General features: G+C 38.0%; 26 protein-coding genes and 1 tRNA gene. 25 read left to right on the forward strand and 2 right to left on the reverse strand.

Annotation, left to right across the window (positions count from 1 at the left end; translation table 11 throughout):
- Positions 1-6: 6 nt before the first annotated feature.
- The 17 genes from bshB2 (at position 7) to CFK40_RS06890 (ending at position 14407) form a co-directional block, all read left to right on the forward strand.
- Complete coding sequence (gene bshB2, locus CFK40_RS06810; protein WP_089531596.1) at positions 7-678, forward strand: bacillithiol biosynthesis deacetylase BshB2; 672 nt, start codon at positions 7-9, stop codon at positions 676-678.
- 21 nt (positions 679-699) lie between these two features.
- Positions 700-894, forward strand: coding sequence for a PspC domain-containing protein (locus CFK40_RS06815; RefSeq protein ID WP_089531597.1), 195 nt, complete (start codon positions 700-702; stop codon positions 892-894).
- On the forward strand, positions 894-1253 hold the full coding sequence (locus CFK40_RS06820; RefSeq protein ID WP_089531598.1) for a phage holin family protein: 360 nt from the start codon (positions 894-896) through the stop codon (positions 1251-1253). The genes CFK40_RS06815 and CFK40_RS06820 overlap by 1 nt, the downstream gene beginning before the upstream one ends.
- 104 nt (positions 1254-1357) lie before the next feature.
- The gene (hprK, locus tag CFK40_RS06825) at positions 1358-2287 is read left to right on the forward strand and encodes an HPr(Ser) kinase/phosphatase (RefSeq protein ID WP_089531599.1); all 930 of its coding nucleotides are present in this window, start codon (positions 1358-1360) and stop codon (positions 2285-2287) included.
- 300 nt (positions 2288-2587) lie between these two features.
- Positions 2588-3436, forward strand: coding sequence for a prolipoprotein diacylglyceryl transferase (gene lgt, locus CFK40_RS06830; protein ID WP_089531600.1), 849 nt, complete (start codon positions 2588-2590; stop codon positions 3434-3436).
- 30 nt (positions 3437-3466) lie between these two features.
- Entirely contained in the window at positions 3467-4426 is a 960-nt protein-coding gene (locus CFK40_RS06835; protein ID WP_089531601.1) for a nucleoside recognition domain-containing protein, read from the forward strand.
- On the forward strand, positions 4401-5036 hold the full coding sequence (gene ppaX / locus CFK40_RS06840; protein ID WP_089531602.1) for a pyrophosphatase PpaX: 636 nt from the start codon (positions 4401-4403) through the stop codon (positions 5034-5036). The genes CFK40_RS06835 and ppaX overlap by 26 nt, the downstream gene beginning before the upstream one ends.
- Before the next feature lie 3 nt (positions 5037-5039).
- Positions 5040-5561 (forward strand): acyltransferase, encoded by a 522-nt coding sequence (locus CFK40_RS06845; RefSeq protein WP_089531603.1) that lies wholly within the window; start codon positions 5040-5042, stop codon positions 5559-5561.
- A 20-nt stretch (positions 5562-5581) separates the two neighbouring features.
- Positions 5582-6121 (forward strand): glycerol-3-phosphate responsive antiterminator, encoded by a 540-nt coding sequence (locus tag CFK40_RS06850; protein WP_089531604.1) that lies wholly within the window; start codon positions 5582-5584, stop codon positions 6119-6121.
- A gap of 254 nt (positions 6122-6375) precedes the next feature.
- On the forward strand, positions 6376-8037 hold the full coding sequence (locus tag CFK40_RS06855) for a glycerol-3-phosphate dehydrogenase/oxidase (RefSeq protein ID WP_089531605.1): 1662 nt from the start codon (positions 6376-6378) through the stop codon (positions 8035-8037).
- A 195-nt stretch (positions 8038-8232) separates the two neighbouring features.
- A complete protein-coding gene (locus tag CFK40_RS06860; RefSeq protein ID WP_089531606.1) occupies positions 8233-9237 on the forward strand; it encodes a tetratricopeptide repeat protein in 1005 nt (334 codons plus the stop codon).
- A 91-nt stretch (positions 9238-9328) separates the two neighbouring features.
- On the forward strand, positions 9329-10279 hold the full coding sequence (gene trxB / locus CFK40_RS06865; protein WP_089531607.1) for a thioredoxin-disulfide reductase: 951 nt from the start codon (positions 9329-9331) through the stop codon (positions 10277-10279).
- A gap of 457 nt (positions 10280-10736) precedes the next feature.
- Positions 10737-11201: an 8-oxo-dGTP diphosphatase gene (locus CFK40_RS06870; protein ID WP_089531608.1), complete on the forward strand. Its 465-nt coding sequence runs from the start codon at positions 10737-10739 to the stop codon at positions 11199-11201.
- 13 nt (positions 11202-11214) lie between these two features.
- The gene (gene rapZ / locus CFK40_RS06875; protein ID WP_089531609.1) at positions 11215-12105 is read left to right on the forward strand and encodes an RNase adapter RapZ; all 891 of its coding nucleotides are present in this window, start codon (positions 11215-11217) and stop codon (positions 12103-12105) included.
- The gene (locus CFK40_RS06880) at positions 12102-13061 is read left to right on the forward strand and encodes a gluconeogenesis factor YvcK family protein (RefSeq protein ID WP_089531610.1); all 960 of its coding nucleotides are present in this window, start codon (positions 12102-12104) and stop codon (positions 13059-13061) included. The genes rapZ and CFK40_RS06880 overlap by 4 nt, the downstream gene beginning before the upstream one ends.
- A 43-nt stretch (positions 13062-13104) precedes the next feature.
- Positions 13105-14055, forward strand: coding sequence for a DNA-binding protein WhiA (gene whiA / locus CFK40_RS06885; RefSeq protein ID WP_089531611.1), 951 nt, complete (start codon positions 13105-13107; stop codon positions 14053-14055).
- A 91-nt stretch (positions 14056-14146) separates the two neighbouring features.
- Positions 14147-14407, forward strand: a complete 261-nt coding sequence (locus CFK40_RS06890; protein ID WP_089531612.1) for an HPr family phosphocarrier protein — start codon at positions 14147-14149, stop codon at positions 14405-14407.
- Positions 14408-14442: 35 nt separating this feature from the next.
- On the opposite strand, the gene clpP is transcribed toward CFK40_RS06890, so the two are convergent.
- Positions 14443-15036 carry an ATP-dependent Clp endopeptidase proteolytic subunit ClpP gene (gene clpP / locus CFK40_RS06895; protein WP_089531613.1) on the reverse strand — a complete coding sequence of 198 codons (594 nt, stop codon included), beginning with the start codon at positions 15034-15036 and terminating at the stop codon, positions 14443-14445.
- Between the two features lie 349 nt (positions 15037-15385).
- On the opposite strand from clpP, the gene CFK40_RS06900 reads away from it, so the two are divergent.
- A tRNA-Arg gene (locus CFK40_RS06900) sits at positions 15386-15458 on the forward strand.
- 710 nt (positions 15459-16168) lie between these two features.
- Here CFK40_RS06900 and CFK40_RS06905 read toward each other — a convergent pair.
- The gene (locus CFK40_RS06905) at positions 16169-16807 is read right to left on the reverse strand and encodes a protein kinase family protein (protein WP_405196574.1); all 639 of its coding nucleotides are present in this window, start codon (positions 16805-16807) and stop codon (positions 16169-16171) included.
- A 211-nt stretch (positions 16808-17018) separates the two neighbouring features.
- Between CFK40_RS06905 and CFK40_RS06910 the strand changes: the two genes are divergently transcribed.
- The 7 genes from CFK40_RS06910 to eno all read left to right on the forward strand — a co-directional run bounded on the left by CFK40_RS06910 (position 17019) and on the right by eno (position 24659).
- Positions 17019-17276, forward strand: a complete 258-nt coding sequence (locus CFK40_RS06910; protein WP_089531615.1) for a glutaredoxin family protein — start codon at positions 17019-17021, stop codon at positions 17274-17276.
- 122 nt (positions 17277-17398) lie between these two features.
- Positions 17399-18418: a sugar-binding transcriptional regulator gene (locus CFK40_RS06915; RefSeq protein ID WP_089531616.1), complete on the forward strand. Its 1020-nt coding sequence runs from the start codon at positions 17399-17401 to the stop codon at positions 18416-18418.
- Between the two features lie 54 nt (positions 18419-18472).
- The gene (gap, locus tag CFK40_RS06920; RefSeq protein ID WP_089531617.1) at positions 18473-19480 is read left to right on the forward strand and encodes a type I glyceraldehyde-3-phosphate dehydrogenase; all 1008 of its coding nucleotides are present in this window, start codon (positions 18473-18475) and stop codon (positions 19478-19480) included.
- Positions 19481-19865: 385 nt separating this feature from the next.
- Positions 19866-21047 (forward strand): phosphoglycerate kinase, encoded by a 1182-nt coding sequence (locus CFK40_RS06925; RefSeq protein ID WP_089531618.1) that lies wholly within the window; start codon positions 19866-19868, stop codon positions 21045-21047.
- A gap of 18 nt (positions 21048-21065) precedes the next feature.
- Entirely contained in the window at positions 21066-21824 is a 759-nt protein-coding gene (gene tpiA / locus CFK40_RS06930) for a triose-phosphate isomerase (RefSeq protein ID WP_089531619.1), read from the forward strand.
- Positions 21821-23359, forward strand: coding sequence for a 2,3-bisphosphoglycerate-independent phosphoglycerate mutase (gpmI, locus tag CFK40_RS06935; protein ID WP_089531620.1), 1539 nt, complete (start codon positions 21821-21823; stop codon positions 23357-23359). The genes tpiA and gpmI overlap by 4 nt, the downstream gene beginning before the upstream one ends.
- A gap of 13 nt (positions 23360-23372) precedes the next feature.
- Positions 23373-24659 (forward strand): phosphopyruvate hydratase, encoded by a 1287-nt coding sequence (gene eno, locus CFK40_RS06940; protein WP_089531621.1) that lies wholly within the window; start codon positions 23373-23375, stop codon positions 24657-24659.
- Positions 24660-24912 lie beyond the last annotated feature (253 nt).

A 24912-nucleotide genomic window follows, 5' to 3' on the forward strand; every position in this document is an offset into this window, starting at 1 on the left:
AATAAAATGGAAAAACACGTAGTAGTCATATACCCACATCCGGATGACGAGTCTTTTGGTGCCTCAGGAACGATTACAAAGTTTCGCGAACAAGGAGTTCCTGTCACCTATTTATGTGGAACACTTGGAGAAATGGGACGTAATATGGGTTCACCAACGTTTGCTAATCGAGAAACATTGGCGGAAATTCGGAAAGAAGAACTTATTCAAGCCTGCCAAATTCTTGATATAGATCTACGGATGCTAGGGTACCGTGATAAAACACTTGAATTTGAGGATCGTATGGAAGTAGCAAGAAATCTAAAGAGTATCCTTGAAGAAATCGAACCAAGTCTAGTCATTACCCATTATCCAGAACATGCTGTACATCCTGATCATGATGCATTAGGTGCTGCAACAATAGAAGCGGTAGGTTTAATGGATCCAGAAAGTCGTCCAACTGTATGGGCACAGCCAATCACGAATACATTTGTTGAAGACTTAGGTGAACCAGATGTTCGAAACGATATTTCCAATTACTTTGATAAAAAAATGGAAGCTATATCTGCACATAAATCGCAAGCAGATGGAATATTAGGCAAATTTCGGGAAAATCCTGAAATTGCAGCAGATATAAAAGAAGAAGCGAAAAAAAGATTAGGTAAAGAGCGATTTTATATTTGGAAATATGACGGATAACAATGAGGAGGTATATAAATTATGAAGCGTCTAACGAGATTAAATTCAGATCGTATGGTTGCGGGCGTTTTAGGTGGATTAGCTCAATACTTTAGTATCGATTCAACGATTGTACGAGTAGTCTTTGTAATCCTAACGATTATGAGCGTATTTGTATTGTTGCTAATTTATTTCGCGGCAATGATTATTATACCAAAAGAACAGGAAATACGTTAATGTTCTTGCGTTGGTTTATATCAATATTTCTGAATGCTATTGCACTGATCGCTGTTGCCCAATTATTTGCCGACTTTCAATTGGAAGGCTTTGGAACAGCGCTTATTGCGAGTTTAACTCTTTCCATTTTAAATATTATTGTTAAGCCAATACTAATCATACTGACACTACCTATAACGTTTGTGACATTCGGGTTATTCTTATTTGTAATTAACGCTATTACATTAATGATTACCCAAGTACTTATGGGAGATGCATTTATCATTAATGGATTCGGTATAGCACTTATCGCATCCATCATCATTTCTATTTTAAATTTACTCTTAAATCAGTTAATAAAAGATACTATAAGAAGATAAGGAGAAATCGCGGGCTCTAGTTCTCGCGATTTTTTCGTTCTTCATCTGTAAAATATATGCTACAATGAAAATCAGTTAGGTTTGATCAAGCGGAGGGACATAATATGACAATTGTTCGCACAGGAGATCTTTTAGATAATTTTAATTTAAAACTAATAGCAGGGAAAGATGGTATACATAGGGAAATAACAACGAGTGATATTGCACGTCCAGGAATTCAAATTACCGGTTTCTTTAAGTATTATCCCGAGGAACGGTTACAGTTAATAGGCAAGACGGAAATGGCTTATTTCTTGGAATTAAGTGAAAAGCTACAAAGAGAACGTTTTGAACGTCTTTGTACGGATGTTACACCAGGAATTGTAGTAACCCGGGACATGGAGATCCCAACTATTATGATTGAAGCTGCTAACCAATCTGGTGTACCAATTTTACATTCACCGCGAAAAACTACACGCGTGATAAGTAGATTAACGAATTACTTAGAAGCAAAATTTGCTCCATCGACAGCAATCCATGGTGTTTTGGTTGATATTTATGGAATTGGTGTTTTGATAACTGGGCAAAGTGGTGTTGGTAAAAGTGAAACAGCTCTTGAGCTTGTGAAACGCGGTCATCGCCTGGTTGCTGATGATAGTGTAGAAATTCGTCAGGAGGATTATGATAGTCTAATCGGTAATTCACCTCCGCTTATTGAGCATTTATTAGAAATCCGCGGTTTAGGAATCATCAATGTAATGACATTGTTTGGGGCAGGATCAGTTCGTAATTTTAAAAAAATCTCATTTATTATCGATTTGGAAATATGGGATCAAAAAAAGCAATATGATCGTTTAGGACTCGACGAGGAATATATGAAAGTTATGGATGTTAGCATTCCAAAGGCAGTCATCCCAGTAAGACCCGGACGAAATTTAGCAGTCATTATTGAAGTTGCAGCAATGAACTTCCGCTTAAAACGAATGGGAGTCAATGCAGCAGAAGAATTTTCGGAACGGTTAACAAGTATGATTGATCAAGGAAAAGAGAAATAATAGAGGTTGTTCAAAAAGTCACCAAATGATAAACGGCGAATTTCTTCGTTCCTTGAAAAAGAAGAACACTTTTTCTGCGTGCGAAGTAATGCTTCGGGGGTAATTCGAGTGCTCAGTTTTTCCGGTCCTCACGTATTAAAAGCATAGAGGAACTTCTACTAAAACCGTCCACGTCCTGTGGACAACGTAGAAGTCAGCACATCCTGTGCAAGTCCGGTCCTCAAAATCTTCGTGCCTTGAACTTCTTGTTTCTAATTTGCCGACTTTTTGAACACACACTAATAGAGTGGAGTGATTGAAATGACTTGTAGTGCGCCAACACTTGACCGCGTGTTAATTGAACTTGGTCCATTAACCATTTATTGGTATGGGTTAATCATTGCGTTTGGAGCCTTTCTTGGTCTTTATTTAGCTACAAAAGAATCGGATCGTTTAGGACTAAAAAAAGATATATTTGTAGATCTTGTGGTTTTTGCGATACCTATTGCAATTATTAGTGCACGTGCGTACTATGTTATTTTTGAATGGGAAGAATATGTTGGAGGCCCTTGGTGGGATGTTTTCGCTATATGGAACGGCGGGATTGCTATCCATGGTGCATTAATTGGCTCCGTTCTTACCGCTATTGTCTATGCACGTGTTAAAAAGGTATCTTTTTGGCAGCTTGTTGATATTGCTGCACCAGGTATCATTCTAGGACAAGCTATTGGGCGTTGGGGTAATTTTATGAACCAAGAGGCACATGGCGGTCCAATTTCGGAAGCTACATATACGAATTTTCATCAATACCTATCAGACTTTATTATGAACCAAATGTGTATTGGTGGAACGATGTATCATCCTACTTTTTTATACGAGTCAGTTTGGAATATACTCGTGTTAATATTCCTACTTATTTTACGAAGATATAATCCATTGCGCGGTGAAGTATTTTTAAGCTACGTAATTACTTATTCAGTTGGCCGTTTCTTTATCGAGGGAATGCGGACAGATAGTCTGTATGTCATTGGACAGCTGCGAGCAGCACAATTAATTTCGGTTATATTAGTGGTAGGTGCAGTTGCGCTAATTGCATATCGTAGAAAGTCAAGCATGGCTAATAAAAGGTATGATGGTACAAAGATTAAAACGAAGAGAAAGAAAAAATAGCAATTTTATCAGCAGGAAGAGGGAGCTAGTGTGTACGGAATTTTACAAAGGGGTTTACAGCAAGGATTACAGGTTACATGGACATTAGGTAAAGTTATTTTCCCAATAACTTTACTTATAACGATTCTTCAATATACACCAGTTTTGCCATGGATTATTAAACAAATAAGCCCAGTTATGGGGTTGTTCGGACTGTCGGGGGAAGCGGCAGTTCCATTGGTTTTAGGAAATGCATTGAATTTATATGCAGGGATTGCTGCGATTGTCTCTTTTGACTTTTCAGTGAAAGAGGTCTTCATTATGGCCATGATGCTTTCGTTTTCCCATAATCTATTCATTGAGTCAACTGTTGCATCAAGGGTTGGTGTGAGTGCGTGGCTAATTGGAGGGATTCGGATAACATTAGCTATTGTTGCTGGTGTTGCGATTAATTTACTGTGGGACGGTGGAGCCGAACAAGCTCAATATGGGCTAATTTCATCTCAACCAGAAACGCTGAATGGTTGGAGTGAAATTGGATTATTAGGTGTTCAAACAGCACTCATCGCGGTTGTTCAGCTTGCGCTAATTGTTATTCCTCTTATGATAATCATGCAATTTTTACGTGAAAAAGGATGGTTAACTAAGTTCTCAAACGGATTAGCACCTTTCACAAAACTATTAGGTATGGAAAAAAATACATCGATGACACTCGTTGCAGGGCTTACAATTGGGTTAGCTTATGGAGCTGGATTGATGATTCAAGCTGTTAAAGAGGACAACGTGTCAAAACGGGATATGTACCTGGCGCTGATATTTCTCGTATCATGTCACGCAGTTGTAGAGGATACGCTTATCTTTATCCCACTTGGCATACCGGTTTGGCCATTACTTGCTATCCGTCTCATTACAGCGATTTTATTGACAATGGCTGTCTCTCTACTATGGAAACGCACCGATCATGAACGAAGGAAGGAAACGTCAAATGAAAATTCATACAATACTTTTTGACCTTGATGGAACATTGATTGATACAAATGAATTAATTATCGCATCTTTTTTGCATACCTTTGAGCATTATAAATTACCAATCACTCGAGAAGAGACATTGCCCTTTATTGGTCCAACTTTAAAAGCTACGTTTGATAAAGTTGACCCGACTAAATCTGAAGATATGATTCAAGTGTATCGGGATCATAATTTATATCACCATGACAATTATGTTAATGCATATCCATTTGTCGTTGAAACGTTAAAACGACTAAAGGAAAAAGATATTAAATTAGGTATCGTTACAACCAAAATGCGTACTGGTACTAACATGGGCTTAAAGCTTGTAGGGCTTGATAAACTGTTTGATACAGTCATTACCCTTGATGATGTGACCAACGCAAAACCACACCCTGAACCAATCGTAAAGGCAATGAATGAGCTTGGAGCGGATGCTACTTCTACATTAATGGTTGGTGACAACTTCCATGATATTGAGGCTGGGCAAAATGCTGGTGTTCAAACCGCTGGTGTCGCATGGACTATTAAAGGAAGAGAAACATTAGAGAAATTAAACCCAACCTATATGCTCGAGGATATGCGTGATTTGTATACAATTGTAGGGGTGTGACAAATGCGGAAAACAACGCGTTATCGTGTGGAAAAGGCTAATTCCCTATGGCAGATTTATGATACGGTTTCTTTTTGGAAGGTAATGAAAAATTTTATTATTATTCAATTAGCACGATATTCACCATTTTTATCGTTGAAAAATTGGTTGTATCAAACATTCCTGAAAATGAAGGTAGGAAAAAAAACAGCCTTTGCTTTAATGGTAATGCCTGATATCATGTTTCCTGAAAAAATAACAATTGGCACAAATACGATTATCGGCTATAATACAACGATTCTAGCGCATGAGTACTTAATTAAAGAATACCGAATCGGGGAAGTTAACATTGGTGACAATGTGATGATTGGTGCTAATACAACGATTCTTCCTGGTGTTACAATTGGCAATCAAGCAATTGTTTCAGCTGGTACATTAGTGCATAAGGATGTACCAGCAGGTTGTTTTGTAGGAGGAAACCCGATGAAAGTTATCTACACAAAAGAAATGATGGAAAAAAGATCAATAATAGATGATACATTTTGACTTTAATGGAGGGTGTCTAATTGAATTTGCCATCCGGTATACTACCCGCAGTTCGCACAATGAAAGACTTTGATAAAGCACTAGTGGCTAAGTCGGAAACGATGGTTTTATTGGAAACACGGCTATCCCAATTAAAAAATTTAGTTGAGTACGCCCATCGTTCAGATAAAAAAATAATCATTCACTTTGATCTAATTCAAGGGTTAAAGACAGATGAATATGGTATGGAATATATTTTACGAGAGATAAAACCTGATGGAATTATTTCCACAAGAGGAAATGTCATTGGATTAGCAAAGAAACAACAAATACTGGCAATTCAGCGTATTTTCTTGTTAGATAGTTTAGCAATTGAGCATAACCGTGCCTTAATTGAACGTATCAAACCAGATTGTATTGAGGTTCTCCCTGGTTTAATACCGAGATTTATAAAAACCTTTTCTCAAAAAACGTATACACCAATAATTGCCGGTGGACTGATTACCGAAAGAAAAGAAGTTGATGAAGCATTGGAAGCAGGTGCAATTGCTGTTTCAACATCTAAAACAGATTTATGGTAAATTGCTTGGAAGGCGTAGATGAAAGTAACGAATTATATAAAAAAAGAACTTTTTCCTTTTAGAAAAATATTCTTTATGATATGATGAATCTAAGTTAATAGTATTGGTCGGAGAGAAGGAGAAACCACAAAACACTAATGTGTGCACATTAGTTTGTTTTGTGGTTTTTTTATATTCCACCGTACATGAATGCCTATTATTAGGGTAATTGTATAATTAGATGAAATTTCACATCGGATATAGGAGTGAATAAGATGACCTTATTTTCAAGTCATAAGCGAAACGATATCTATCAAAATTTAACAGAGCAACAATTAGATTTATTGGTAATTGGTGGCGGAATTACTGGTGCTGGAATCACATTAGACGCTGCTACAAGAGGACTTCGAACAGGAATCATTGAAATGAACGATTTTGCAGCTGGAACGTCTAGTCGCTCTACCAAGCTTGTCCATGGTGGGTTACGTTATTTAAAGCAATTTGAAGTAAAAATGGTTGCAGAAGTTGGAAAAGAACGGGCGATTGTATATGAAAATGGACCACATGTGACAACACCTGAGTGGATGATGCTTCCCTTTCATAAAGGAGGAAATTTTGGCCCATTAACTACTAATTTAGGACTAAGAGTATATGATTTCTTAGCCGGTGTAAAAAAGGATGAGCATAGAAAAATGTTTAGTCCAGCGGAAGCATTGAAACGTGAACCACTTATTAAAAAGGATGGACTAAAAGGCGCGGGATACTATGTAGAATATAAAACGGATGATGCTAGGTTAACCATTGAAGTAATGAAAAAGGCAGTTCAACATGGAGCACATGCAATCAATTACGTGAAAGCAGTGGACTTTTTATATGACGAGGACAAAAAAATTAATGGTGTCCTTGTGGAAGATCAGCTTACAGGTGAAAAACGAAAGGTCTATGCAAAAAAGGTAGTGAATGCAGGAGGACCGTGGGTAGATGTTCTTCGTGAAATTGACGGATCCAAAAAAGGTAAAACACTTCACTTAACAAAAGGGGTACACCTTGTATTTTCTCAAGAACAATTTCCATTACAACAAGCAATTTATTTTGATACACCAGATAGCCGGATGATTTTTGCCATCCCACGTAATAACAAGACATATGTTGGGACAACGGATACTACCTATGAGGGAGATATTGAGCATCCAACTATGACGGAGGATGATCGCGATTACTTAATTCAAGCCATTAATTATATGTTTCCATCCCTTACTATGACGGTAGAAGATGTTGAATCCAGCTGGGCGGGGTTAAGACCACTGATATCAGAAGAGGGGAAAAATCCTGATGAAATCTCACGAAAAGACGAAATTTTTATCTCTAATTCAGGTTTACTTTCAATGGCTGGTGGCAAGCTCACTGGATACCGGAAAATGGCTGAACATGCGGTAAACACGGTTGTTGACCAGTTGCAAAAAGAGGAACATATTATGTATACGAAATCAGAAACGCATAACTTGCCAATTTCTGGTGGAGAAGTTGGTGGATCGAAAGGATTTGCAGCGTTTAAAAAGTTGAAAATTGCTGAAGCTGTTGGATTGGGAATCAAGGAAGAAACAGCTGAATTACTCGTTCAAAAGTACGGTGCGAATACAGATGTATTATTCTCCTTTTACGAAAATAAACAAGCAGAAGCGAAACAAGCAAGTATTGATCCAATCGTCTTTGCAGAACTTTTGTATGGCATCGAACAAGAATTGGTTTACAAGCCAGTTGATTTCTTTATTCGAAGAACCGGAGCATTATACTTTGATATTGAATGGGTTCGAGCACATAAAGATTCAGTGATCAACTATATGGCTGTTACCCTAGGATGGTCAGATGAACAGAAACATGAATATATCGTGGAGCTAGATAAATTGTTGCATGAAGCAGTAACACCGGTGAACTAGTAAAAAGACTCTAATCCGAATTGGTCTTCGATTAGAGTCTTTTTACTGCGATGACGAGACTGGATTACTGCTGAAACTCAAAAATGCTGATGAACAAGCGAAAGTTGCTGACGTAAAAGTCTACCCATCTATAATTCCGCTTATATGTATGGTATAATTTGTTTCGATATGTTTCGACATTGAAGGGGGATAACCATGCAGGAAGTAAAAAGTAAAAAAATTAATAGAAAAACAAATAACGTTATCCCGTTTATTCCTGAAGGTGAATTTTATTTTACTAAAGGTGTAGAAGCCTTTCAAAAAAGAAAATTTGATGTTGCTGTTAAATGGATGAAGAAGGCGGTTGAGTTTGCTCCGAAAGAGCCGTTGTACCAATGCCAATTATCAATCGTCTATACAGAAATAGGCGCTTACCACGCTGCAAACCAAGTATTAACAAAGGTGTTGCAATTTACAGGTGACGAATATACGGATTGTTATTATCTATTAGCCAATAATTATGCACATTTAGGCTTGTTAAATGATGCAAAAAAATATGTTGAATCATACCTTAATAATGAGCCCGATGGTGATTTCCATGAGGAGGCACATAGTTTACTAGAAATGCTTGATATTGATGACAGTGATGAAGATGAGTGGGATATGGATGAAGAGGATGAGCTACTCATTTATCAGGAAACTGTTTTTAATCATATGGAAAACATGGAATGGGATAAAGTTTTACCGTTGTTAGAAGAAATGATGACACTTTTTCCAGAACATAAAATGATTGAGCATGATTATACGCAAGCATTATTTTATAACGGATTTCAAGAAGATGCTATCAAGATGGAATTGGATGCTTTAACGGAAGATCCAAACGACTTGTGTTCTCATACAAATTTAGCAATTTATTACTTTGAACGTGATAATAAGGAATATACTAACCATATTCAGGCATTACTAAATGTATACTCTATTCATGAACAACTGAAATTAAAAATTGCAACAACCTTAGCTCGGACTAAATTTTACCAAGAAGCATATAAACGATTTAAGACGTTGTCAAAAGGGAGATTAAAGGGCCACCCATCCTACTATCGCTGGTTCAGTATTGCCGCATTTCATATTGGTGAGACTGATAAGGCGAAAAAGTTATGGGATGAAGGGTGCAAACTTCATTCTTCATTAAAAAGAGAAACACATCCATGTAAGCTTTAAGTGAGCAGAACACTAGACGTACTAGTTCGCTTCTTATAGTATATAAATGGTTTAAAAATAACTATAACTGTAATTAAAGGGGCTGTTCGTAATGTCCGAAGATCGTATGTTTGATGTCATTATCGCAGGAGCTGGACCAGCAGGAATGACAGCAGCGGTTTACGCATCTCGTGCAAATTTGGAAACACTTATGATTGAAAGAGGAATTCCAGGTGGTCAAATGGCTAATACAGAGGATGTAGAAAATTATCCTGGGTATGAACACATTTTGGGACCTGATTTATCGAATAAAATGTTTGAGCACGCTAAGAAATTCGGTGCTGAATATGCATATGGCGATATAAAGGAAGTTGTCGATCATGGTGACTATAAGCTAGTAAAGGCTGGTAAACATGAATACAAAACGCGCACACTTATTATTACTACTGGTGCGCAATATAAGAAACTTGGCATTACAGGTGAAGAAGAGCTTGGTGGCCGAGGCGTTTCTTATTGTGCTGTTTGTGATGGCGCATTCTTTAAGGAAAAGGATCTGGTTGTAATTGGTGGCGGAGATTCTGCAGTAGAGGAAGGCATATACCTAACTCGTTTTGCAAAAAACGTTACAATTGTCCACCGTCGTGATGAATTACGCGCGCAAAAGATCATCCAACAACGCGCATTTGACAATGATAAAATTGACTTTATCTGGGATACGGTTGTAAATACAATCAATGGTCCTGATGGCAAAGTCAGTGGTGTTACGCTTGAGAATCGTAATACGAAAGAGACGAAAGAATTTTCTGCAGAAGGTGTATTCATTTATATTGGAATGGTACCATTAAGTGAACCATTTAAATCATTAGGTATAACTGATGATGAAGGTTATATTCCTACCAATGAAAACATGGAAACAAGTGTACCTGGTGTATTTGCAGCAGGAGATATCCGGGATAAAGAACTTCGACAAATTGTGACGGCAACTGGGGACGGAAGTATTGCTGCTCAGTCTGCACAAGGCTATATTGAAGAATTATTAGAAGAATTAAAGGCAGCAAATTAAACAGGTAATGAATAAGAATTTCGCATTAGTTCTGAGCGATGATCCAAGACTTTTTATAAAGTAATTACTTTTTAACGCTGTTGTAACACATTCGAAATAATTTTAGGGTACAATATAATTAACTAATTGACCCCCTTTTAATAGATAAATTAGTTTTATGCACAGGTGAATCGCACCTGTGCATCTTTTTTTGTTTTTCCATGATAAAAGGTTGTCCAAACCTGTCGAAAAAATATAGAACTATAATTCACAAACATATCCTTGTTGGTTTGAATTCTTTCATTGTATAATAGAATAGAAAGCGGAACGGGCTTGCTTAACGGTGAAATGCGTAAGCAAGAGACCGTAGAGCACACGTGCTAAGTGCTCGGAGTGTCTATTGCTTACGTCACGAACCGCTAGCCCGTGCAGCTAGACAAGAAAGCAACTATCCTCTTCAGAAAGAGGTGTTATTGATATGCAACGCGTTACGAATTGTATTTTAATCCAACACAATAAAGTTTTATTACTAAAAAAGCCCAGACGTGGTTGGTACGCGATTCCTGGTGGCAAGATGGAGCCAGGTGAATCCATAAAGGAATCAGTAGTACGAGAATATCGAGAAGAGACATCTTTACATTTACAAAATCCAGAGCTTGCGGGAGCATTTACATTTACTGTTCACAACGCGGGTGAAGAGATTAAGGAATGGATGATGTTTACCTTTGTTTGTAATGTATCTAAAGGTGAGCTAACGGAACATTGTGATGAAGGCATTCTTGAATGGGTGGCACAGGAACATGTACATGAACTACCAATGGCCGAAGGGGATAGAAAAATCTTTGAGCATGTCTTATCTAAAAGCGGTATGTTGTATGGATCTTTTTCTTATACAAACGATTATGATTTACTTGATATGCGATTAGATCCGTCTACACCATAGGGGAGGTTATATAATGCCAGAGAATGAACAAGAGACAAAATTAGTAATCATTACAGGCATGTCTGGTGCTGGAAAAACGGTCGCCGTACAAAGCTTTGAAGATTTAGGATATTACTGCGTCGATAATCTTCCACCAGCCTTACTACCAAAATTTCTTGAATTAATGAGAGATGCAACGAATAATATTCGTAAAGTGGCACTTGTTATGGATCTACGGGGACGAGAGTTTTTTGATTCATTATTTGAAGCACTTGATATTCTTGGTGAAGAAGAATGGTTACAAGAACATATTTTGTTTCTAGATGCGAAGAACGAAGAGTTAGTGACAAGATATAAAGAAACAAGGCGCTCTCATCCCCTGGCAGTTGGGGGATTACCACTTGACGGAATTCAACAAGAACGAATTATTATTGATGAACTACGCGGGAGAGCTCAACGAATTATTGATACAACGAATCTAAAGCCTAGAGAACTAAGAGAAAGAATATTAAAAGCATACACAGATGTTAAACAAGAAATTTTTTCTGTTCACATGGTTTCCTTTGGCTTCAAATATGGTGTGCCGATCGATGCGGACTTAGTGTTTGATGTCAGGTTTTTGCCAAACCCACATTATGTAACACATATGCAGCCATTAACAGGTTTAAACCCAGAGGTATCTTCCTATGTATTTAAATGGTCAGACACGCAAAAATTTAATGAAAAAGTTTTAGACTTACTGCAATTTATGCTTCCACAATATAAAAAAGAGGGTAAATCCCAACTAGTTGTTGCGATTGGTTGTACTGGTGGTCAGCATCGATCAGTTGCAATTTCTGAGTACTTTGCTAAAAAACTCTCATCAAATTATATAACACATATTAGCCATCGGGATATCGACAAACGAAAAGGGAAGTCTGTATGACAGAAGAAACTGACCCAAGAATAGTTGTTATCGGTGGAGGAACTGGTATGCCAGTTTTACTCAGGGGATTAAAAGACCTGCCTATTCGTTTAGCCGCATTAGTAACCGTTTCCGATGATGGAGGAAGTACAGGTAGAATACGGAGCGACATGGCTATTCCTGCACCTGGTGATATACGTAACGTAATTGCTGCATTGTCTGATGCTGAACCAATGTTACTTGAGTTATTCCAGCATCGATTCGCAAATGGAGATGGTCTAATTGGTCATTCCATGGGAAATCTTTTACTTGCTGCTATGACTTCAATAACAGGTAATTTTTATACAGGAATTAAAGAAATATCCCGAGTTTTTAATGTGAAAGGAAAAGTTTATCCAATTTCAAATGAAAATTTGACGTTGCACGCAGAAATGGAAGATGGATCAATAATTATTGGAGAGTCGAGTATCCCTCGCGCTAACAAACGAATTAAGCGTGTGTTTTTGAGTCCAGAATATATTAACCCTTTACCAAATGCAATTCACGCCATTGAAAATGCTGATCTTATAGTCGTTTCTCCTGGTAGTTTGTATACGAGTATACTTCCGAATATGATCATTCCTAAAATTGATGATGCTGTTCGTTCATCAAAGGCAAAAGTGGTATACGTTTGTAATGTGATGACACAAGAAGGGGAGACGACGGGTTACACCGCCTCTGAACACGTAAAGGCTATTACTGATCATGTTGGTGAAGGTTTCTTAGACGCCATTGTTGTGCATAATGAACCTATTAAAAAAACAGTTCGTGATATATACGCAGAAGAAAATGCTGAGCCAGTTATCTATGACACGGATCGTCTTCTTGAAATGGGGATTCGTATTATTGAGGGCGATATCATTAACTATGATCAAACGACAATTAGACATGACACACATAAGATTGCTAATTTATTACTATCCATGCTTAAGGAATAGCAATAACAACCTCAGGGGCTAGTATAAAGGGGAGGTGACAGGGTTGTCTTTTGCATCCGAAATTAAGAAGGAACTAACTTCAATAGAAGTAGATTCATGTTGCACGTTTGCCGAGCTTTCCGCGTTGATCCGAATGAACGGAGCAATATCTGTATCTAAACAAGAATATTTACTTGATGTACAAACAGAAAATGCTGCAATTGCACGTAGAATTTATACATTAATAAAATCACAATATGATATACCAGTGGAGTTGTTAGTTAGACGCAAAATGAAATTGAAAAAGAATAATGTATATATCGTTCGGATGAAAGAGAAGGTTAGAAAGCTGTTATCAGACCTTGATATTTTACAAGAACCCTATACATTCGTTCGTAGTATTTCATCAACCTATATCAAAAAGTCATGCTGTAAAAAGGCTTATTTACGTGGTGCATTCCTTGCAGGTGGATCGATAAACAATCCGGAGACCTCTTCGTACCATTTAGAAATATTTAATTTCTATCAGGAACATAATGATGCACTATGTGATTTACTAAACAAGTTCAATCTTAGTGCTAGAAAACTGGAACGGAAAAGTGGTTTTATAACCTATATTAAAGAAGCGGAGAAAATGACCAAGTTTTTAAGTATAATTGGTGCTCATAATGCATTATTTAAATTTGAAGATGTTCGTATTATTCGTGATATGCGAAATTCCGTTAATCGAATTGTTAACTGTGAAACAGCTAATTTAAATAAAACAATTGGTGCAGCCTTTAGACAAATTGAAAATATAAAATTGATCGATCAAAAAGTCGGGTTAGAGGAACTACCAGATAAATTAAAAGAAATAGCTGAATTACGTGTTCAACATGAAGACATTTCGTTGAAAGAGCTTGGTGAATTAGTTACAACTGGTAAAATATCAAAGTCAGGTGTTAATCATCGGCTAAAGAAAATAGATCAATATGCCGATAAGATACGAAATGGTGAAATGGGAATTAAGAAGTAGAAAAGTAGAATAGATGAAAGCGCAGATGTAAATTTGCGCTTCAGATCGACCGGTTAATGAATACGCTTACAATAGAAGGGAGAATGATGACTTGATTGAGAGAGTAGTGAAAATCAAGCTTGAAACAGGTCTGCAATCGAGACCTGCTGCGCATTTTGTGCAGGAAGCCAATCGGTATACGGCTCATTTATTTCTTGAAAAAGATGGGAAACGTATAAATGCCAAAAGTATTATGGGTTTGATGAGCCTTGCGGTTGGCTCGGGGGAGACAGTAACTTTAATCGCGGATGGTACAGATGAGGAAATTGCACTTAATGAACTAGAAACACTTGTATCAAATAAATATAAATAACCCCCTGCCAAGGACAGGGAGTTATTGTTTTTTTCTTATTTCTTATCTGTGTTTCTAGTCAAAACTTTATCGATTAAACCGTAATCCACAGCTTTATCAGCCGTCATAAAGTTATCACGATCAGTATCTCTTGCGATCACATCAATTGATTGACCACTGCGCTCAGCAAGGATTTCATTGATTTTTTCACGCATTTGAATGATACGTTTCGCATGAATTTCAATATCAGATGCCTGGCCTTGTGTACCGCCAAGTGGTTGGTGAATCATGACTTCACTATTTGGAAGCGCATAACGTTTACCTTTTTCACCTGCGACTAATAAAAATGCCCCCATTGAAGCTGCCATTCCGGTACAGATGGTTGAGACGTTTGCTTTAATGTATTGCATCGTGTCATAAATAGCCATTCCCGCTGTGATAGAACCACCTGGTGAGTTAATGTATAGTGAAATGTCTTTGTCAGGATCTTCTGCTTCTAAAAATAGTAGTTGAGCCACTATTGAGTTCGCTACGTTGTCGTCGATTGCACTTCCTAGCATGATTACTCGGTCTTTAAGTAAACGTGAATAGATATCATATGCACGTTCCCCGCGATTTGTCTGTTCAATAACTGTTGGTATTAAATTCATGGATATTTCCTCCTTTATTTATTCAAACTATATCCAGTTTGATTGGATAATTTTATGATAACTAATAGGTCAAAAAAGGTCAAACGTAAACATTCAGCTTTGATCATAAAATTCACTTTCTCCATCTTTCCCATTATGAATTATATTAAACCATTAGGATAAAATTCAAGAAAGTTCGTTTCAAATAGGGCTATGACTAGGAAGATCAGAATAATCAATTACCGAACCCTGAAAACAATTATCTAAGGCAGAAAAAAAGATTGAAAGACCTGACCTGAAAAAAGTACTTGTTTGTTTTCTCTAGTAACGTTATAATAACCTATGTGTCAAAAGTAGAATTTAGTAACACGCGCCCATAGCTCAGGGGATAGAGCATTGGTTTCCGGTACCAAGGGTCGGGGGTTCAAATCCCTCTGGGTGCACTTATAGCATATAAAAGACAAGGAACGTGGCAATTATTATATCGCTCCCTTGTCTTTTTTTATATTAAGGCTGTTTTCTAGAAGATTGTTGTTTTTGACACAAAGTCTATAGACTACGACGTAAGTGCTGGTTGATTTCCGCTGCGGGCAGTCGCGCACCTTAGGGCGGCTGGTGAGCCTCCTCGTGCTCCGCACTGCGGGGTCTCACCTATGCCTATCCTCCCGCAGGAGTCGACTGCCCTCCGCTCCAATCAACTGCCATAAATTGAAGGCTATTTTATAATAAAAGCAACCAGTGATAAAGTAAATTAAATTTTTAAGCACAAACCCAGTGAAGGAAATCCACGGAGACTCCTGTGGGAAAGCGAAGACGATGAGACCCCGCAGAGAGCGGTCTTTGCGATCGAGGAGGCTCATCGCGAGCCCACGGAAAGCGAAGTGGATTTCCGGAACGATTGACCAACCACCAAAACCAGCAATTACGTCGCATTTTATATCAACTTCGGTGGTATGAACAACAAACTATACGAATACAGCCTATATTAAAAAGAGTGTGAGGAAAATTTTCTTTACACTCTTTCTATCACTCTAGTTGTATAACCCTCAAAGTAATGAACATGCCCCTCCACCATCGTTTGGCTGCGCGTTTTGAATCGATGACTTTAGAATAGAGGAAAAAACCACAGTAGTGAAATCACTATTGTGGTTTTTTAGCTAGACTTTTTATAAGAAGCAACGTGTATAATATTTTTTTTGTATAAATAGGCAACGGTGTTCAACACAGAAACGGGAAATTTTTTAGGGAAATAACTTTTACTGTAGAATGTAAAAAAGACTTTCTTTAAATCAGTCCACTGGCGACAATCTTTTGTTTGCCTAAACCTAGCAACATCAATTAACTTAATCTTTCCTTCAGGAGTCAGTATTATATTTCGAAGGTGAATATCTGAAGGGTTTAATCCTGCTTTTCTAGCTAAGGAAAGAGCGTGATCGGTTTCGCTAATTGTTGATTTGGTAAGCGGAATTCCTTGTGTCAAACATTCAAATAATGTATATCCTTCAATATAATCGATTAGTAAATAATTATCTCCTGCTTCATATAATGTTGGAAAATAAGGATTCCCTTTAAGAATTTCATATATTTCTGCTTCCTCTTTGGCTATACTTGTACAATCTGGGAAGAACACTTTAAGAGCCTTATCAGTAGATTGAATTTTGAAGACAACAGCACTTCTACCTGCTCCTATGAATTCTAATGCCGAATCTTTTTCTAAGATGGAAATATCATTCTTATCAATTTTCAATTTGATGCTATTTACAAGTTCGACGGTTGAATTCAAGTTAACCACCCCTTTCATCAATAATATAGGGTGAAAAGTTTTTACGCTACTAACTTGTACTATTATACGATTGGTTTATAGAAAGAGAACAAAATTAATCATCTTCTATCTCATTAGTAGCACGGATAAATTCACATTTACAAGCAGTTATGCCAAAATGAAAGCTAGAAAGCGCATAAATAACAGGTAATCGTTCATAATAGATAAAGGAGATTCAACTATGATACATATTACGTTTTATACAAAAGCGAAATGTTCTCTTTGTGATGAGGCCTTATCGTTGGTAGAACTTTTAATAAATGATTATTCCTGCACACTTGAAATAAGAGATATTTATTCCAATGAGGAATGGTTAGAGAAGTATCATCTTTCCATACCTGTTATTAGTGTTGATGGCATTGAATTAAACTGTGAGCAAATTTCTTTTGAATCATTAGATGCAACGTTTAGGGAAGCCCAAAAGAAACATAAGGCTTGAATTATGAATCTGGTATGGTAAAATTAAATTAAGCAAATAAGTCATTTGCGAATTTTTTTACCGTTAGCAGGACAAAATATGACCATCCGGGACTTATTTGTCCGATAAAAAGGAGTAACTTTATGCAATCATTAGTTGATTTGCAAAAAAAAATCTTTCCGGACCTTTTGGAAGTAATGAAGCAAAGATATGCAATCCTGCATACGATTAACCTTTTTCAGCCAATCGGCCGAAGGAGCTTATCAGATCGCGCCAAGATGACAGAACGAACGGTTCGTAGTGAGGTTGAATTTTTACAGAAGCGCCAGATGATTGACGTTTCAGGAAAAGGAATGCGTATTACAGAAGAAGGGAAAGGTATACTCAGTGAATTAGCTGTGTTTATGAAAGATATCACAGGGTTAAGTGGTTTAGAAACACAATTGAAGGATAAATTGAATGTAGAACAAGTGATTGTAGTTCGCGGTAATAGCGATAACCAAGACCAAGTAAAACTAGAAATGGGAAAAGCAGTTGTAAATCATTTGCAATCACATGTATCTACTAAACAAACCATCGCTGTTACTGGTGGTACAACGATGGCCGCTGTTGCGCATGTGATGTCACCATTTGAGAAAGCGGACGATTGTTTGTTTGTTCCTGCTCGAGGTGGTATTGGTGAAAGGGTAGAAAGTCAGGCTAATACGATTGTCGCAGAAATGGCAAAACGTACGAATAGCGATTATCGAATGTTGTATGTACCTGATCCATTAAGTGAACTATCATACCAAACGATGTTAAAAGAGCCATCTATCCAAGAGATAACAAAGCTGATTCGCTCTACCGATGTAATTTTGCATGGAATTGGTGATGCATTAACAATGGCAAACCGTAGAAAATCAAATGATGAACTTATTCGTCAGCTTGAAAAAGAACACGCTGTCAGTGAAGCTTTTGGTTATTATTTTAATAGTTCTGGTGATGTTGTTCACAAAGTACGAACAATAGGGATTCAATTGGAGGATCTAATGTCGGTTAATCAGGTTGTGGCAATTGCTGGTGGCAGTTCAAAAGCCAAGGCCATTACATCGTATTTTAATCAGGGAAAAGCGGATTTATTCATTACGGATGAAGCAGCTGCAGAGGCAATCATTCATGGTTAAATCCTTTCAATAAAGATTTTGACAAATTAATTGTAAACTTTAGGAGGAAATAATATGACAGTAAAAGTAGGAATTAACGGATTTGGACGTATCGGACGTAATGTATTTCGTCAAGCACTAAAGAATGACGACGTTGAGGTTGTAGCAGTAAATGACTTAACAGATGCTGAAATGCTTGCACATCTACTAAAATATGATTCTGTCCATGGTCAACTGGAACAAGAAGTGAGCGTTAAAGGATCTTCTATTGTTGTTGGGGATAAAGAAATTAAAGTGTTAACAGAACGTGACCCAGCGAACTTAGGTTGGGGAGATCTTGGCGTAGAGGTTGTAATCGAGTCTACTGGTCGTTTTACAAACCGCGAGGATGCGAAGAAACACATTGATGCTGGTGCAAAGAAAGTTATTATTTCTGCCCCTGCAAAAGAAGAAGATCTTACGATGGTAATGGGTGTTAATGAGCAAGACTATGATGCAGAAAAACATCATATCGTTTCTAATGCTTCATGTACAACAAACTGTATTGCACCTTTAGCTAAAGTTTTACATGATAGCTTTGGTCTTAAACGCGGCCTAATGACAACAGTCCATTCGTATACAAATGATCAACAGATTCTTGATTTGCCGCATAAAGATTATCGCCGTGCGCGTGCAGCAGCACAAAATATTATTCCAACTACAACTGGAGCTGCAAAAGTAGTAGGAAAAGTATTGCCAGAACTTGAAGGTAAGCTGAATGGTATGGCAGTTCGTGTTCCGACTCCAGACGGTTCATTAGTTGACCTTGTTGCTGAGCTTGACAAGAATGTTACTGCCGAAGATGTTAATAAGGCGTTTAAAGAAGCGGCAGAAGGTAACCTTAAACGTGTAGTCGGATACACGGAAGAACCAATTGTATCCTCTGATATCGTCGGTAATACGTATTCATCATACTTCGATGCGTTATCAACGATGGTTCTTGAAGATAATATGGTAAAAGTAGTTTCTTGGTATGATAATGAAATGGCCTATTCAGCTCGTTGTGTTGATTTGGCAGTTTATATTAAAAATCAAGGACTATAAGGAAAAGCGAAAGCGCCCGTTTAGCGACTTATGGACTGCGCCCGTGCAACACGGGTGGTTCGATGTTGCCACGCAAAGTGGCGGTTTTAATCGAACATACCTACGCAGGAGATAAAGGAAACATGCCCCTGCAAACGGGGTATGTCGACGCCTGAGCGACAGCCCGGGTTTAGTCGACCTTCCTTTGTAGCGAACCGATGTTGACTTATCGTACGGAGGTGAGGGAAGTCCACTAGTCGCTGGGCACTGGAGCTAGACAGAAAGTTCATATATACTGGAGGGGGAACTTTTTCCTCCTCTTTTTCTTATATGACTAACTGTTGTAATCTTGGGGAAAACAAACAAGTAATACATAATTTAAATCACAAGGGAGGATTTTTTAAGAATGAATAAAAAAACTCTGAAAGACCTTGATGTAAAAGGAAAAAAGGTTTTTTGTCGTGTTGATTTTAACGTGCCAATGGCGAATGGCGAGGTAAGTGATGATACACGGATTAAAGCTGCTCTTCCAACGATTGAGTACTTAACAGAACAAGGTGCTATTCTTATTTTGGCTAGTCATCTTGGACGGCCAAAGGGAGAAGTAGTAAAAGATTTACGACTTGATCCTATTGCGAAACGTTTGAGTGATTTAATCGGAAAAGATGTCACGAAAACCGATGCAGTTTTCGGTAAAGAGGTAAATGAAGCTTTATCACTACTAAGTGATGGCGATATTTTATTAATCGAAAATGTACGATTTGAACCGGGTGAAGAAAAAAATGATGAAAAGCTGGCTCAAAGCTTTGCAGATATGGCAGATTTATATGTGAATGATGCGTTTGGTGCAGCTCATCGTGCTCACGCATCAACAACTGGTGTAGCAGAAAAGCTACCAGCTGCTGCTGGGCTTTTAATGGAAAAAGAGCTTGATGTTTTAGGAAAAGCATTAGAAAATCCGGAGCGCCCGTTTACTGCAATCATTGGTGGTGCAAAGGTGAAAGATAAAATTGGTGTTATTGACCATTTACTAGATAAAGTGGATAACCTATTAATTGGTGGTGGGCTTGCCTATACATTTATTAAAGCGCAAGGTCATGAAATCGGACAATCCCTACTAGAAGAGGATAAAATCGATGTGGCGAAACAGTTTATGGAAAAGGCGAAAGAAAAAGGTGTTAATTTTATAATTCCTGAGGATGCCATAGTTGCAGATGAATTTGCAGAGGATGCCAATACCAAAATTGTTGCTATCGATGAGATACCAAAGGACTGGGAAGCACTCGATATCGGGCCGAAAACACGTGAAACGTTTAGTGAGATTGTAGCGGATTCAAAGCTTGTGATTTGGAACGGACCTATGGGTGTATTCGAATTCAATGCTTTTGCAGGTGGAACACAAGCGGTTGCAGAAGCATTAGCAGAGACAAACGGGTATACTGTAATTGGTGGCGGTGATTCTGCTGCAGCTGCCAGCAAATTTGGTTTTGCTGATCAAATGGATCATGTATCAACTGGTGGCGGAGCGTCACTAGAGTTTATGGAAGGTAAGGAACTTCCTGGTGTACAAGCTTTAGATGAAAAATAAATTGAATGAGGTGAGACGATGCGCAAAAAAGTAATTGCTGGAAACTGGAAAATGAATAAAGTGTTAGCAGAAGCGGAACAATTCGTTCAAGAGGTTGTAAAAACAGATCCAACTGATCAAGACGTCGAAGCAATTGTCTGTGCTCCTTTCCCTTTTTTGGTACCACTAGTTGAGCAAACAAAAAATACTTCTGTGAAAATTGCTGCTCAAAATATGCATTTTGCGGAAAACGGTGCATTTACAGGTGAAGTAAGTCCTGTAATGCTCAAGGATTTAGGAGTGACACATGTTGTTATTGGTCATTCGGAACGCAGAGAACATTTTGCTGAAACAGATGAAACGGTAAACAAGAAAACACATGCAGCGTTTGATCACGAATTGACACCAATTGTATGTGTCGGTGAAACACTTGATCAACGCGAGGCGAACGAAACAATGAACCATATTGAAAAACAAATTCGCGCTGGATTAAAGGATTTAACTGAAGAACAAATTACTAAAACAATTGTTGCCTATGAACCAATCTGGGCAATTGGAACTGGCAAAACAGCTTCAAGCAGTGATGCAAATGAAGTGTGCCAGCATATTCGCACGGTTATTGAAAAACTTTCATCAAAAGAAACGGCTAACCAAGTGGTCATCCAATATGGTGGCAGTGTAAAGCCAGCAAACGTCGACGAGTTACTAGCACAATCTGATATTGATGGGGCACTGGTAGGCGGAGCAAGCCTTGAAGCTGAATCATTTATCCAGCTTGTGGAGGCCGGTAAAAAATGACGAACCAAAAACTGGCTGCATTAATCATCTTAGATGGATATGGAATTCGTGATACAGAGATGGGAAATGCAGTTAAACAGGCAAACACGCCTAACTTTGATCGATATTGGAGTAAGTATCCGCATCATCAACTGCAAGCAAGTGGAGAAGCGGTTGGGTTACCAGTAGGTCAAATGGGCAATTCAGAGGTAGGGCATTTGAACATTGGTGCCGGAAGAATTGTTTATCAAAGTTTGACAAGGGTGAACCTATCGATTAAAGATGGCGATTTTTTTGAAAAAGAAGCATTTCTAAATGCAATCAACGATGCTAAAAAGAAAAATAAAGCGTTACACATTTTCGGGCTATTATCAGATGGTGGTGTGCATAGCCATATTAATCATTTATTTGCATTATTGAAACTGGCAAGGGATAATGAATTTAAAGATGTGTTTGTACATGCATTTTTAGATGGACGAGATGTAGGTCCTCAAACTGCGAAAATATATATCCAACAAGCAGAAGAGAAAATGGAAGAATACGGTGTAGGGCAGCTTGCAACGATTTCTGGACGTTATTATTCAATGGATAGAGATAAACGTTGGGATCGTGTGAAAAGGGCTTACGATGCGATGGTATATGGTAAAGGGCCACAGTATCAGGATGCCTATACACTAGTTGATGACTCCTATGAGAATGGGATTCATGACGAATTTGTTATCCCGTCTGTTTTAACGGATGAATTCGGAAATCCGAGAGCAACCATTAAAGACGCGGATTCTATCATCTTTTACAACTTTAGACCAGATCGCGCTATTCAAATTTCACGTACATTCTCTGATGAAGATTTCCGTGATTTTGACCGTGGGGAAAAGGTACCAAAGGGATTACATTTTGTTATGCTCACAAACTTTAGTGAATCAGTTGATGGGTATGTAGCATATAATCCTGTTAATCTAGATAACACAGTTGGGGAGGTTTTATCCCAACAGAATATGAAACAACTTCGTATTGCTGAAACAGAAAAGTATCCACACGTGACATTTTTTATGAGTGGTGGCCGAGAAAAGGAATTCCCTGGTGAAAAACGAATTTTGATTAATTCACCAAAGGTTGCAACTTATGATCTGAAACCAGAAATGAGTGCATATGAGCTAACTGATGCGCTACTTACGGAATTAGATTCTGATACACCGAATGCGATTATTTTAAATTTCGCCAACCCGGATATGGTAGGACATTCAGGGAAGCTAGAACCGACGATACAAGCGATTGAAGCCGTTGATGAATGTCTTGGTAAAATTGTTGATAAGATAGTAGAATTAGGTGGAAAGGCTATTATTACAGCTGACCACGGTAATTCAGATGAAGTCATTACACCAGATGGTGACCCGATGACGGCACATACAACAAATCCAGTGCCTGTCATCGTGACGCAAGAAGGTGCAACACTACGTGAAGGTGGAATTTTAGCAGACTTATCACCAACACTACTCGAACTATTAGACCTTGATTTGCCAGCAGAAATGACTGGCACATCATTAATTAAAAAATAAGGGAGCGATTTACATGCCATACATTACAGACGTATACGCACGAGAAGTTTTAGATTCACGTGGAAATCCAACAGTAGAAGTAGAGGTTTTTACAGAGTCAGGAGCATTTGGCGCTGCCTTGGTTCCAAGTGGTGCATCAACGGGTGAATATGAAGCAGTTGAACTACGTGATGGTGACAAAGATCGTTACCTAGGAAAAGGCGTACAAAAAGCAGTAGAAAATGTAAATGAGCTTATTGGGCCTGAGTTACTTGGGGTAGATGTTACACGCCAAACTATTATCGATGAAATTATGATTGAACTCGATGGAACAGAAAACAAAGGAAAGCTTGGAGCAAACGCAATCCTTGGCGTATCGATGGCAGTAGCACATGCAGCAGCCAGTTACTTAGAAATTCCATTATATAATTATTTAGGTGGATTTAATGCCAAAACGTTACCAACACCAATGATGAACATTTTAAATGGTGGGGAACATGCGGACAATAATGTAGATATCCAGGAGTTTATGGTGATGCCTGTAGCAGCACCAACTTTTAAAGAGGCGGTTCGTACTGGCGCAGAAATTTTCCATTCACTGAAAAAAGTATTAAAGTCTAAAGGCTATAATACAGGCGTTGGTGACGAAGGTGGTTTTGCACCTAACTTGAAATCAAATGAAGAAGCACTACAAACAATTGTAGAAGCAATTGAAGCTGCAGGATATAAACCTGGAGAAGAAGTTAAACTTGCAATGGATGTAGCCGCATCTGAGATCTATGAGGATGGAAAGTACAACCTCAAAGGTGAAGGAGTTGTCCGTACTTCAAAAGAAATGGTTGATTGGTACGAAGAAATGGTCAACAAATACCCAATCATCTCCATTGAAGACGGATTAGATGAAAACGACTGGGATGGCCATAAGATGTTAACTGATCGAATTGGCGACCGTATCCAATTAGTTGGAGACGATCTTTTCGTAACGAATACGAAGAAATTATCCCAAGGAATTGAACAAGGTGTTGGAAACTCTATTTTGGTTAAAGTGAACCAAATTGGTACATTAACAGAAACATTTGATGCAATCGAAATGGCAAAACGTGCAGGATACACGGCAGTTATTTCTCATCGTTCTGGTGAAACGGAAGATGCAACTATTGCAGATATTGCTGTTGCAGCGAATGCCGGTCAAATCAAAACTGGTGCACCATCACGTACCGATCGTGTAGCGAAATATAACCAATTGCTACGTATTGAGGATGAACTATCAGGTCTTGGTGTGTACGCAGGATCAAATGCATTTTATAACTTGAATAAGTAAGTCATTTTGTTGATTAGAGGCAGATTAAAATCTGTCTCTTTTTTTTGCCGTTTTTCGAATGATGGACAGTGAAATATAGGCTTTAGATCATATTTTATGGAAGTTGGATCGTAAAATACACTGATCGGATCGTATTTTTAAATTTTGGACGTTATTTTTTACATGCTCGACAGTGAACAAACTTATAATCACACTTAAAATGCATAATACATCCTTCTCCATGAATAGTATCTAAAAAGTGGAGTAGAGGACG

It is taken from the genome of Virgibacillus necropolis (assembly GCF_002224365.1).
Lineage (GTDB): Bacteria > Bacillota > Bacilli > Bacillales > Amphibacillaceae > Virgibacillus_F > Virgibacillus_F necropolis.